The 12,900-nt window shown below is 38.2% G+C and carries 13 protein-coding genes; 11 read left to right on the top strand and 2 right to left on the bottom strand.

Annotated elements, in window-relative coordinates; genetic code table 11:
* Positions 1 to 39 precede the first annotated feature (39 nt).
* Together acs and ACKWBX_RS16020 are read left to right on the top strand one after the other, a co-directional pair.
* Positions 40 to 1,947: an acetate--CoA ligase gene (gene acs, locus ACKWBX_RS16015; protein ID WP_413969734.1), complete on the top strand. Its 1,908-nt coding sequence runs from the start codon at positions 40 to 42 to the stop codon at positions 1,945 to 1,947.
* Positions 1,948 to 2,039: 92 nt separating this feature from the next.
* Positions 2,040 to 3,209 (top strand): HYR domain-containing protein, encoded by a 1,170-nt coding sequence (locus ACKWBX_RS16020; RefSeq protein ID WP_413969735.1) that lies wholly within the window; start codon positions 2,040 to 2,042, stop codon positions 3,207 to 3,209.
* A gap of 228 nt (positions 3,210 to 3,437) precedes the next feature.
* Here the strand turns inward: ACKWBX_RS16020 and ACKWBX_RS16025 are convergent, their stop codons facing one another.
* Positions 3,438 to 4,652 carry a multidrug effflux MFS transporter gene (locus tag ACKWBX_RS16025; protein WP_413969736.1) on the bottom strand — a complete coding sequence of 405 codons (1,215 nt, stop codon included), beginning with the start codon at positions 4,650 to 4,652 and terminating at the stop codon, positions 3,438 to 3,440.
* Between the two features lie 106 nt (positions 4,653 to 4,758).
* Between ACKWBX_RS16025 and udk the strand changes: the two genes are divergently transcribed.
* The 9 genes from udk to ACKWBX_RS16070 all read left to right on the top strand — a co-directional run bounded on the left by udk (position 4,759) and on the right by ACKWBX_RS16070 (position 11,898).
* Positions 4,759 to 5,373, top strand: coding sequence for a uridine kinase (gene udk / locus ACKWBX_RS16030; RefSeq protein WP_413969737.1), 615 nt, complete (start codon positions 4,759 to 4,761; stop codon positions 5,371 to 5,373).
* Positions 5,373 to 5,705 (top strand): FtsB family cell division protein, encoded by a 333-nt coding sequence (locus tag ACKWBX_RS16035; protein ID WP_413969738.1) that lies wholly within the window; start codon positions 5,373 to 5,375, stop codon positions 5,703 to 5,705. The genes udk and ACKWBX_RS16035 overlap by 1 nt, the downstream gene beginning before the upstream one ends.
* Positions 5,706 to 5,866: 161 nt before the next feature.
* Positions 5,867 to 6,640 (top strand): ParA family protein, encoded by a 774-nt coding sequence (locus ACKWBX_RS16040; protein ID WP_413969739.1) that lies wholly within the window; start codon positions 5,867 to 5,869, stop codon positions 6,638 to 6,640.
* 1 nt (position 6,641) lies between these two features.
* Positions 6,642 to 7,550 (top strand): ParB/RepB/Spo0J family partition protein, encoded by a 909-nt coding sequence (locus ACKWBX_RS16045; RefSeq protein WP_413969740.1) that lies wholly within the window; start codon positions 6,642 to 6,644, stop codon positions 7,548 to 7,550.
* Entirely contained in the window at positions 7,543 to 8,196 is a 654-nt protein-coding gene (locus tag ACKWBX_RS16050) for a DUF5683 domain-containing protein (RefSeq protein WP_413969741.1), read from the top strand. The genes ACKWBX_RS16045 and ACKWBX_RS16050 overlap by 8 nt, the downstream gene beginning before the upstream one ends.
* Positions 8,197 to 8,198: 2 nt before the next feature.
* On the top strand, positions 8,199 to 8,900 hold the full coding sequence (gene dapB / locus ACKWBX_RS16055) for a 4-hydroxy-tetrahydrodipicolinate reductase (protein WP_413969742.1): 702 nt from the start codon (positions 8,199 to 8,201) through the stop codon (positions 8,898 to 8,900).
* 89 nt (positions 8,901 to 8,989) lie between these two features.
* Positions 8,990 to 10,690, top strand: a complete 1,701-nt coding sequence (gene lepB / locus ACKWBX_RS16060) for a signal peptidase I (RefSeq protein WP_413969743.1) — start codon at positions 8,990 to 8,992, stop codon at positions 10,688 to 10,690.
* A 253-nt stretch (positions 10,691 to 10,943) separates the two neighbouring features.
* The gene (locus ACKWBX_RS16065) at positions 10,944 to 11,576 is read left to right on the top strand and encodes a WbqC family protein (RefSeq protein ID WP_413969744.1); all 633 of its coding nucleotides are present in this window, start codon (positions 10,944 to 10,946) and stop codon (positions 11,574 to 11,576) included.
* Positions 11,569 to 11,898: a DUF6122 family protein gene (locus ACKWBX_RS16070; protein WP_413969745.1), complete on the top strand. Its 330-nt coding sequence runs from the start codon at positions 11,569 to 11,571 to the stop codon at positions 11,896 to 11,898. Before ACKWBX_RS16065 ends, ACKWBX_RS16070 begins: the two co-directional genes overlap by 8 nt.
* Here the strand turns inward: ACKWBX_RS16070 and ACKWBX_RS16075 are convergent.
* Positions 11,872 to 12,900 carry an endonuclease/exonuclease/phosphatase family protein gene (locus ACKWBX_RS16075; protein ID WP_413969746.1) on the bottom strand — a complete coding sequence of 343 codons (1,029 nt, stop codon included), beginning with the start codon at positions 12,898 to 12,900 and terminating at the stop codon, positions 11,872 to 11,874. The two genes, ACKWBX_RS16070 and ACKWBX_RS16075, sit on opposite strands and share 27 nt — an antisense overlap.

The following is a 12,900-nucleotide window of genomic DNA, read 5'->3' on the forward strand; positions in this document are numbered from 1 at the left end:
TAAGATTGAAACAAATCTTTACTAGGCAGCTATTGAACTATGAGCAATTATCATATAAAACATTTAGAGGAATATTATCAAGTATACCGAAAATCGGTTCGTAATCCGGAGGCTTTTTGGGAAGAAATCGCAGAAGAACATTTTGTTTGGCGCAAAAGATGGGACAATGTTTTAAGTTGGGATTTCTCCAAACCTGAAATAAAATGGTTTGAAGGTGCAAAATTGAACATTACCGAAAACTGTTTGGACAGGCATTTGCCAACTAGAGGGGAAAAAACGGCTATTCTTTTTGAACCTAACGATCCCAATGCCGAAGCGGAGCATATTACCTATAGACAATTGCACGAAAGAGTATGCAGAATGTCCAATGTGTTATTGGAACAGGGCATAAAAAAAGGAGATCGGGTTTGCATCTATCTACCTATGATTCCGGAATTGGCGATTTCCGTCTTGGCGTGTGCCCGTATCGGTGCCATTCATTCTGTGGTATTTGCAGGTTTTTCGGCCAATGCCTTGTCAACTAGAATCAATGATTCCGATTGTAAAATGGTGATTACTTCAGATGGTTCCTACCGCGGGGCCAAAACCATCGATTTAAAAGGAATCGTAGATAAAGCCTTAGAAGATTGCCCCGGAGTAAATTCGGTTTTGGTAGCTAAACGTATCAACAGCAATGTTAAAATGAAAGAAGGCCGCGACCACTGGTTGCAACCTTTATTGGATGATGCCTATGCAGATTATGTAGCCGAAATTATGGACGCAGAGGACCCTTTATTTATTTTATATACCTCTGGTTCTACGGGAAAACCCAAAGGAATGGTCCATACGACTGCGGGGTACATGGTGTACACGGCCTACACCTTCAAAAACGTTTTCCAGTATAAAGAGGAGGATGTATATTGGTGTACGGCTGATATCGGTTGGATCACCGGTCATTCCTATATTGTTTATGGCCCATTGGCCAATGGGGCTACCACGGTCATGTTTGAAGGTGTTCCCTCCTACCCGGATTATGGACGCTTTTGGGAGGTAGTTGAAAAACATAAGATAAATCAGTTTTATACAGCTCCCACTGCGATTAGAGCTTTAGCAAAAGAAAATTTGGATTTCGTAGAAAAATATGATCTATCCAGTTTAAAAGTTTTAGGATCAGTAGGGGAACCCATAAATGAAGAAGCATGGCATTGGTATAATAATAATGTGGGTAAAAAGAACAGTCCTATCGTGGACACTTGGTGGCAAACGGAAACCGGAGGAATCATGATAACGCCCATTCCCTATGTAACGCCTACTACCCCTACCTACGCTACGCTACCATTTATAGGTATTCAACCTGCTTTGATGGATGAGAATGCAAAGGAAATCAAGGGTAATCAAGTGGATGGCCGTTTGTGCATAAAATACCCATGGCCGTCCATGGCACGGACCATTTGGGGGAATCACGATAGGTATAGAGATACCTATTTTACGGCATATAAAAATATGTATTTTACGGGCGATGGTGCTTTACGCGATGCAGTGGGCTATTATAGGATTACGGGCCGCGTTGATGATGTAATTATCGTTTCCGGCCATAATTTGGGCACGGCGCCTATCGAAGATTCCATCAATGAGCACCCTGCCGTGGCAGAATCCGCTATTGTAGGTTTTCCACACGATGTAAAAGGGAATGCGCTATATGGTTATGTCATTTTAAAAGAAGTTGGGGAAACAAGGGATAGAGAAAATCTCAGAAAAGAAATCAATCAACAAATAAACGAGCAGATCGGTCCCATTGCAAAGTTGGATAAAATTCAGTTCGTCCCCGGACTTCCCAAAACACGCAGCGGAAAAATAATGAGGCGTATTTTAAGAAAAATTGCCAGTAAGGACACTTCCAATCTTGGCGATACAAGTACATTATTAAATCCAGAGATAGTTAAAGAGGTTATAGAGAACGCACTTTAAAATATATGGAATACGAACATTAGTTGCATATTATAAAACATCTGTTACCCAAATCTAAAGTTTAAATTTTAAGCTTTGTAAAAAAACCTATTATGCTAAAAAAAGCCTTTTTAATTAAATCTGCATCATTATTACTTATACTTTTCATTGGTTGCAGCAGCGATGAAAATAATGGAGAACCGGAAAAACCTATAGATAGCATTACTCCTACGATAACATGTGTCTCCAATATCGATGAAACAGTAGATGCACTGTCCGCCGGTAAACAAGTTACTTATACCGCTCCAACTGGAAACGATAATCTACCGGGATTTGAAGTATCCCAGATAGAAGGTTTGGCTTCAGGGGAACTATTTCCGGTAGGAACCACTACAAATACCTACGAAGTCAAGGATGCCGCTGGCAATACTGCAACATGTAGCTTTGACATCACCGTAACCAGAAGCGAACCTTCCTCCAGTTTGCCCTATTTTATCGGGGCTGACCCTACTCCGTCAGATAAGGTATGGAGTAAGGTAGAAAACTTATCGGATGAGTTCAACGATGGAGTTTTTGATGAAAGCAAATGGTTAAATACCGATCCGGCAAGATGGATAGGCAGAGCACCGGGTCTTTTTAAGAAAAATACGGTAAGCGAAGCCGATGACAATCTTAAATTGACAGCTTACATGTTGGATGCTCCAGAGGTCGTAAATGGAAGTACGTTTACCCATGCAGGGTCAAATATTTATTCTAAAGAAGCGGCTCAAGTAGGATATTACACAGAATGTAGAATGAAAGCAAACCAAACATTCATGTCTTCAACATTTTGGTTGATCAATAACAGAAATGATGGTACTGGTTGTGATGTAAGAGTTACTGAATTAGATATTCAAGAATGTGTAGGACAGGTTACGGGAACCGCAAATTTTGCCCAAAATTTTGATGAAACCATGCATTCCAATACGCATAGCAGACAGACCGATTGTCCAGAAACCCCAACGGGATCAGCAGGAGGAAGTAGTGAAATAGGTGCGAAGGTTTACTCGGACTATTTTGTTTATGGCGTTTGGTGGAAGAGTGCTACCGAGATAGAATTTTATTTAAATGGTGAAAACGTGTACACTATTACCCCGGAAGCTGATTTTGACTTGCCCATGTTCTTAAGGATGGTGATTGAAACTTATGACTGGAACCCTGTTCCATCAGATGGTGGTATGACCGGAACAGAAGAACAAAGAACAACATATTATGATTGGGTAAGAACGTGGAAATTGGAATAAATCATATTTTTCCGATCTAGGAGTAAAAAAGATTTTTAAAATGCCAAGTCTCCATGTAGGATTTGGCATTCTTTGTTTTTTACAACTTCAATATTCGTTTTAACGCTTGTTTAAGTATTATTTGAAACTCATCAAATAAAGCTTTTGGAAACATTAGGCATCGATAGTTATAAACATAAATTATGCATTCTAAAGGTTTACAAAAAGACGGTTTAAAATAAAAGTATTTCAGGAAGCCGATTTGATCATCACCGGTTTTTGCCTGAAAGTTTGAAACAATACCAAGGATAACAAACCGCAGATTGCCAAACCAATGAAAAGAGGAAGCACCTTGTCCTCAACGAAACTTCCTATAAAAGTTGCAATAGGTATGGAAAATACGGTGGAAATAAATCCCGTTATAGCAGCTCCTATTCCAGCAATATGACCAATGGGTTCCATAGCTATGGAACGCATATTTCCCCAAATAAAACCTAGACAGAAAAAAGTCACGGACATAAAAGCAACCAGTACTGCAACACTTGGGTTTGCAGCATCCCAAAAAAGCAAAACATATAAAAAGGATAAACCCGTAAAACTCAATAGTGCCGCAAAGGCCAATTTTCGCATCCCGAAACGCAATACCAGAGTTCCGTTCAGAAAAGTAGATAGTCCAATGGACAAAGCCAATGCCGCGAAAATATAGGGGAATGATTCCTTAAGTCCATATTGATTTTCAAAAATGTGCTGTGCAGTGCTTAGGTACACTAAAAAAGATCCTGTAATAAATCCGGAAACCATGGTGCAAGCAATCGTTTCCTTGTATTTAAACAGTTCTTTGGTGCCTTGGGTGAAAATCTTACCGGAAAAAGGAATCTTAAATTCGGGCTTAAGTGTTTCAGGCTGTCTTTTCCAGAACCAAAGGGTTACCACCAAACCGAATACTATCTGAAAATAAAAAATGGCCTCCCATCCAAAAAAATCCAAAATAACCTTTCCAATAGCCGGTGCTACTACGGGTACCAATATAAAAAAAGCAACGATAAAGGACATGATTTTTGCCATGTAATCACCTTTGTAGGTATCTCTAATAATTGATATCGCTATTGTTCTAGCTGCGGACAGACCAATCCCTTGAAATATACGCCCAACGAGCATCCATTCTAATGAAGGCGAAAAAATACAGAGGATACTGGACAATATAAAAACCAAGAAACCAATGTAAACCATAGGTTTTCTGCCATAACTATCGGACAAGGGACCAAAAAATAATTGCCCCACTCCCAATCCTAAAAAAATCATGGTAATCAGCTTTTGGTTCTCCGTAGGATCCAAACTGTTGATCGCAATGCCTATATGGGAAATAGCAGGCAATAAGGCATCGATGGCCAATGCAACGATTGACATTAAAGATGCCATAAGTGCAATAAATTCAAAATTAGGTTTAACCTGTTTATTTTGCATTTTGCAAAAGTAGGCTTTTCCGGCCCCAAGGAATATTCTTAAAAGTTCATTTTTGAGTTTAATATAAAATGAAACTCAATTCTGTATTTTTGTCGAAAATGATTTCATGCTCATAATAGGTATAGCGGGTGGAACGGGCTGCGGTAAAACAACGGTAGTACGACAAATTATAGATGAATTGCCCAATGAGGAAGTGGGTGTTATCTCGCAGGATTCTTACTACAACGACCTTTCCCATTTAACATTGGAAGAAAGACGCCGGATTAATTTTGACCATCCAAGCTCAATAGATTTTGGCCTGTTGACCAAACACTTAAAAGAACTTAAATCGGGAAAGTCCATTAAGCAGCCCGTTTACTCCTTTTTAGAGTGCAACCGAACCGAAAAAACCATACTTACCCATCCTACCAAAGTGGTGATTGTAGAGGGAATACTTATTATGGCCAACCCGGAAATTCGGAGTATGATCGATATCAAAATATTTGTTCACGCTGATTCCGATGAACGATTAATACGGAGGTTAAAGAGAGATGTAAATGAAAGGGGGTGGAATTTAGACGAAACCTTGGAAAAATATCAAACCATCCTAAAACCCATGCACGACCAATTTATAGAGCCTACCAAAGAATACGCTGATATTATCATCCCGAACAACAAATACAACACTGTTGCCGTTGAAATAGTAAGAAGTATTATCAACGAAAAATTAGCTGAATCTTAATGGGAATCAAGGAACTAAGAAAAAAAAAGTGGTTCAGAATATTGACCAATATGTATGTCTTGGTCCTGACCATTTTTGTCATATGGATGGTATTTTTTGATACCAACTCGCTTTTGATTCATTTGGAGCTAAAAAAAGAAATTAAAAAACTGGAGAAAACACAGGACTTTCTAAAAAAGGAAATCTCCAAGGATAAAAAAATCATTGAAAAACTCTCCGACACTGTGGAACTTGAAAAATTTGCTAGAGAGGAATATTACCTTAAAAAAAAGAATGAGGAAATTTATCTGATCGAATATGAGGACAGTTTAAGGCTGTTAAAAAAAGAATAGATATTTAAAGCAATATTCCGTTCTTATGACGATAACCATCTCATGATGAAAACTTTAACTGTTTTTTAAAGAAAAGAGGTTTGTTATTCACCTAGTGTTAACAAAATCCTTTCCCCAGCCTAGTAAATAATCGTATTTTTACGCTCTAACTTACTTTATTTATGGGCAAGATAATTGCTATCGCAAACCAAAAAGGAGGTGTTGGTAAAACTACGACGACCGTAAACCTAGCTGCCTCGCTGGGTGTACTGGAAAAGAAAGTTTTATTGATAGATGCCGACCCCCAAGCCAACGCTACTTCTGGACTGGGTATTGATGTCGAGGGAGTGGAAGTGGGCACATATCAGCTTCTGGAACATACAAAAACAGCAAAAAAAACCATTATCTCCACTACATCCCCTAATGTAGATTTGATACCTGCGCATATAGATTTAGTCGCAATCGAGATTGAACTGGTAGACAAGGACGAACGGGAGTATATGATGAAGAAGGCCATTTTGGACCTAAAAGATGAATACGATTACATCTTAATTGATTGTGCACCGTCTTTAGGATTATTGACCTTGAACGCACTTACAGCCTCGGACTCGGTCATCATACCCATACAATGTGAGTATTTTGCGCTGGAAGGCTTAGGTAAATTATTGAATACCATAAAAAGTGTACAACGCATTCATAACCCGGCCTTGGATATAGAAGGCATGCTGTTGACCATGTATGATTCCAGGTTAAGACTATCCAACCAAGTAGTGGAAGAAGTGCGTAAACATTTTGGCGATATGGTCTTTGATACGATTATACAACGTAACGTACGTTTGAGCGAAGCCCCCAGTTATGGCGAAAGTATCATCAAATACGATGCTTCCAGTAAAGGTGCTACCAATTATCTTAACATGGCAAATGAGGTGGTAAAGAAAAATAAGCAGACCGTTTAATATGGCAAGAGCGACCAAAAAACAAGCTTTGGGGAGAGGCCTTTCCGCCCTTCTGAAAGACCCGGAAAATGATATCCAATCTGCTTCGGATAAAAACGCGGATAAAGTTGTAGGGAATATTATTGAGTTGGATTTGGAACATATCGAGGTAAATCCATTTCAACCACGTTCTAATTTTAATGACGAAACGCTTCGCGAATTGGCGACTTCCATCAAAGAGCTTGGCGTTATCCAACCGATAACCGTCAGAAAACTTGGATTTAACAAGTATCAATTGGTTTCCGGAGAGCGAAGGTTCAGGGCTTCCAAACTCATCGATTTAGAAACCATTCCTGCGTACATACGTATCGCCAATGACCAAGAGTCTCTGGAAATGGCCTTGGTGGAAAATATCCAAAGACAAGATTTAGACCCTATAGAAATTGCACTTTCCTACCAAAGGTTAATTGATGAAATCAACTTGACCCAAGAAAAATTAAGTGACCGTGTTGGTAAAAAAAGGTCTACCATTGCCAACTATTTACGCTTACTTAAATTGGACCCTATTATCCAAACCGGAATGCGAGATGGTTTTCTCAGCATGGGACATGGTAGGGCTTTGGTCAATATTGATAAAAAACAAGATCAATTGGACCTCTATGAAAAAATTATACGTGAAAATTTATCCGTCAGGGATACCGAAAGTGCCGTAAAAGCATATCATGCTCAAACCGAAACAGAAAAAAGGGAATCCAAAACGGTTACCTCGCCTATTCAAGATTTTGTAAAAGAGGGTGTCCAAGAACTTACGGATTGCCTATCGGTAAAAGTAGCTATTAAAGCTACCGATGAATCCAAAGGTAAAATAACAATCCCTTTTAACTCCAAGGAAGAATTTGAACGCATCAAAAAAAGAATTACAGGTGCATAAAAAATTCGGCATACTTATCTCATTCATTTTTCTAGTTACCGTTGTTTTTTCGCAAGAGGAAGAGCAGCAAAAAGTAGATCAAGAAACGGATAGCTTAAAAACGTCTTTGCGTGAAAGTGGGGTCGTGATGCAAGACTCCTTGTTGAAAAAAGTCAAGGTTTCCAATCCACTTGCCCCGAGCAGGGCCGCTTTTTATTCGGCTATGCTACCAGGGCTTGGACAGGTATATAATAAACGATATTGGAAACTACCTATCGTTTATGGTGTGATAGGCGGTAGTATATACCTCTATGATTTTAACAATAAGCAATACAATCGTTTTAGAACGGCATTTAAAAGAAGGCAGGCCGGTTTTACGGACGATGAATTTTTTGATATCGATGATAATAATCCGGTAGGCTCTCCTCCAGATTTAGATCAATTGGACTTGGAAAGTCAGCAAGAACGGTTTCAACGCGATAGGGACTTATGGTTGGTGATATCCATAGCGATGTATGCGCTGAATATTGTTGATGCCAATGTAGATGCACACTTAAAACAGTTTAATATCGATGAAAATTTGAGTTTTGATTTCCAACCGTATTTAGATTTAAATCCGGTGACGAACGACCCAAATTATGGTATGGCAATGATAATAAAATTTTAAATATGAGAATAGCGCTTTTCGGCTATGGAAAAATGGGGAAAATGATTGAAGGAATCGCTTTGGAGCGAGGACATGAAATTGTTGCCAAGATTGAGGTAGATACCAAGGAGATTAATTTTTCCAATATGGACGTTGCCATAGATTTTAGTATGCCATCGTCCGCTTTTTCTAATATAACCAAGTGTCTTGAACATAATGTACCCGTAATTTCCGGAACAACGGGATGGTTGGACAAGTATGATGATGCCATAAAGATTTGCAACGAACATAAAGGTGCATTTATTTATGCATCCAATTTTAGTTTGGGCGTGAATTTATTCTTTGAATTGAACGAGTATCTGGCAAAAATGATGGGTAATCTGAATCAATACAACGTATCGATGGAAGAAATTCATCATACACAAAAATTGGATGCGCCCAGCGGAACTGCAATTACACTGACAGAAGGTATTATAGCAAATTCAGCATATGAGGATTGGAAATTGGACGAAGCCGACCCGAATACAATTTCCATTGTTTCCAAGAGAATAGGAAACGTACCCGGAACACACACTGTGGACTACTCCAATGATGTGGATAGTATAGCCATAACCCATACGGCCCACAATCGTAAAGGATTTGCGTTAGGTGCAGTAATCGCTTCAGAATGGATAGTGGGCAAAACAGGAGTTTTTACGATGAGAGATGTGTTAAACCTTGGTTAAAAAAAGTAACTATTTTTACTCCCGTAGACAAATGGGAAACGAATCGATCGATTTTTTTAAAATCGAATTAATCAACAAACAACAATATTATGAACGGTACACAATGGATTATTTTTATTCTTATTGTACAGGTCATCCATTTTTTAGGCACTTGGAAACTTTATGTCAAAGCAGGTAGAAAAGCTTGGGAAGCGGCAATACCCGTTTACAATGCCATCATCCTTATGCAGATTATCAACAGGCCAAAATGGTGGGTCATCCTTCTGTTCATCCCGATAATAAACTTATTGATATTCCCGGTGATTTGGGTAGAGACCATACGCAGTTTTGGTAGAAACAGTCAGATGGAATCTTGGTTGGTAGTGCTCACGCTCGGGTTTTATATTTATTACGTTAATTATGCGCTGGACGTAAAGTACATTGAAAATAGAAGTTTACAACCTAAAACGGCTCTAGGGGAATGGGTCAGTTCCATTGTCTTTGCCATTGTGGCGGCCACTTTGGTGCATACCTACTTTATACAGCCTTACGTAATACCCACAGGCTCTTTGGAAAGGACGTTGAGGGTAGGTGATTTCCTTTTTGTCAGCAAATTCCATTATGGTGCACGAACGCCAATGACCACTGTTGCTGCCCCAATGGTACACGACACCTTGCCTATTTTAGGAGTACGTTCCTATCTGAACAAACCTCAACTCCCCTATTTTAGATTGCCCGGTTTTACCAAAGTGGCCCGAAAAGATATAGTTGTGTTTAGCTGGCCTGCGGATACGGTTCGGGTGTTCTTCAAAAAGGAAGAAGGTGTTAAAAAACCTATCGATAAAAAATCCAATTATGTAAAACGCTGTGTGGGCCTACCAGGGGATTCGCTTGAGGTAAGGGATGGTTATGTTTTTGTAAATGGAAAACAACTGGAACTTCCCGGTAGTGCAAAACCACAGTTTGATTATAATATTTATAGCTCCAAAGGGGTTTCCTCTAGAACTTTGGAAAATTTAGGTATTAACGATTATACAAGAAAATATGTATCCGGCCCACTTAATCAGGAGCAGGCACAAGCTGTGAACCGTTATTTGTTGGGTTACAATCAAGCGGAAAATGGGCAATTGGAACTATACACCAAAAGTACAGGGATTCCTTCTAGTGCCATTAAAAAATACAGATTGTCCCTAAAAGAGATTACGGATAGAGAACGATTGGCTCCCTTGACCGATGACATGGTCGCTGCTTTAAAGAGTGATCCATCCATAGATTCCGTTGTACGTCAAATTGTACCAAAAGGAAAAAGAGGTGTCAATTTATTTCCTCAAAGTCCAGACTATCCATGGAACTACAGCCAAATGGGACCAATTTATATTCCAAAGGAAGGTACTACGGTACCTTTGAACTTAAAAGTACTTCCATTGTACAAAAAAATTATCAGGGACTACGAGCATAATGAAATCAGTGTAAATGGAAATCAGATATTGCTCAACGGAAAACCCGTTACTTCCTACACCTTTAAACAAGATTATTACTGGATGATGGGAGATAATCGCGATCACTCCGAAGATAGTCGCGCTTGGGGTTATGTTCCTGAAAACCACATCGTTGGAACACCTATTTTTGTTTGGATGAGTTTTGATAATTTCACGCAAAGTATTGCTAACTGGCGACCTAGGTGGAACCGTATTTTTACCACGGTCAACGGAGATGGGGAACCAACATCCTATTTTAAATATTTTCTTATTTTATTAGGAGCCTATTTTGTAGGGAACTGGTTTTGGAAACGAAGAAAGAATAAAAGTTAATCATCTGTTCTTTGTGATTGATTCAAAAGAATGAGAGAACCTGTCATTTCGAGCGTAGTCGAGAAATCTAAACATGTGATCAATAGTGTAGTTTGATCGTATTTGGCGTTTCAGTAGAAGTTAGTAAACAAGTAATCCTTTCTAAAAAATTACGATTAATCACAAAATCGGATTATGTAATCGATAAAAAAAGAAAGAATTGTAAAATAGCTGAACGTACTCAGTAGTAAACAAATAATCGTATTTTATTTCCGTGAAAGCACTGTTGCATCCCACATATTTCCCGACCATTCATAGTTTTTCCATACAATTGAACCATGATGTCATATGGGAGATATACGATAATTACCAAAAACAGACCTATAGAAATAGAACTTACATTTGTACAGATAGGGGCAAACATATGCTCAGCATACCCATTGTGCATGTAGGCAATGCAACGGGCAGGCAAGTATATAGAAATATAAAATTGGACAACTCCTATAAATGGCAACGGCAACATTGGCGCACATTGGAAACGGCTTATAGAACTTCTCCTTTTTTTGAGTTCTATGAAGATGACATAAAACCGTTGTTCGAAGTCAGTTTTGACACTCTAATGAATTTTAACTTTGAAACAATAAAGACCATCTGCGATTGTTTACAAGTGCCCATATCCAATAGACAAACCGAATATTTTGAAACAACTCCAAAAAATGTTCGAGATCTTAGGTTTTTAGCAAATGCCAAAAGGCAACACTTTTCTCCAAATCCTGAATACATGCAGGTTTTTAATAGCAAACATGGTTTTGTCCCAAATTTGAGTATTCTGGATTTACTTTTTAATCTAGGACCTAATACGAGTTCTTATTTAAAAGCATTGGATATGACATCAGAAAATGCTTAGGTTCGTTCTTCATTACGGTATTCATTTTGTAGTTCCGTTTATCATCGCCTTTGCCTTTACTATTTTCAAAAAAAATAGTATGCGTGTATTGCTCATATTACTTGCTGGAATAATTTTGGATATTGACCATCTTTTGGCAACTCCTATTTTTGCTCCTGATAGGTGTAGCATCGGTTTTCATCCATTACACAGTTATTGGGCCATAGGTTTTTATTTTGTCTTGCTTTTTTCCAAAAAAACTAGAATTTGGGGATTCGCTTTTCTCCTACATATGATTGCAGATTTTGTAGATTGTCTATTTATCGGAACCAAGTTTTATTGATGCAATAATCGGTTTATGATCCGATAAACTCACATCGAAATTTTGATGTGTGAGTACTTCAAAACTTGGGTCGGTCAAAATAAAATCTATCCGCAAAGGAAACCTCCAGAAATAAATCGTTTTTCCGTAACCGCTTCCTTTTTCCTCAAAAGTATCTTTCATATCACCTCTAATGGTAAGATAAGGGTTGGAAAATTGGGTGTTGTTGAAGTCGCCGCAGACAATATATTTATAAGGTGAAGTAGCTGCGTGCTTTTTAAAAATTTCAGCCTGTTGTTGTTGCTTTGAAAAAGAACTGTTAAGCCGTTTAAAAAGTTTATCCGATTCCTCATGCGCTATACTTAAGGGTCTTACCCGTAAAGATTCCAAATGTAAATTATAGATGCGTAGGGTATCCTTTTCTATAATAACATCAGCATATATACCTTGATTAAAACTTTTTGGGAAATCTAAAACACCTGTATCAATTATAGGATATTTAGAAAAAATTGCCTGTCTAACTTTGGAAACATTGTTATTAGTACCCCCGTTAAAATACTCATGGGGATATATATCAAAATCCGATGAATTCCTTCTTCTCCCATCAAACTCCTGAATGCATACTATATCTTGATTTTGTTCAATAATAAAATCGATAATATGTTTTCCATCTTTATATTGCTTCCCATATTTTGACTTGCCAAAACCAGCGGTATTAAAACTCATAATACCAATTCCGTTTTCCTTTGAAACTACTATTTTATTGGATAAACGATAAAAACTTCCCAAACTGAAATATCCCACGATAAGCGCAAAAAGAGAAAAGCGTATCATTTTGAACTTTACAAAACACCAATAGGCAACAAATAGAATATTTAGAATGACAAGTAACGGAACACAAAGACTCAAAAAAGAAAAACTTGCTATAGAAGCATAGGGTACAATACATGCCAAAAGCAGTAATATCACCAGAATAAAATTGACTGTTAGCAACAGTTTGTTAAATAGCGAAAACTTTTTCAT

Source organism: Maribacter algae, from assembly GCF_047345745.1.
Taxonomy (GTDB): Bacteria; Bacteroidota; Bacteroidia; order Flavobacteriales; family Flavobacteriaceae; genus Maribacter.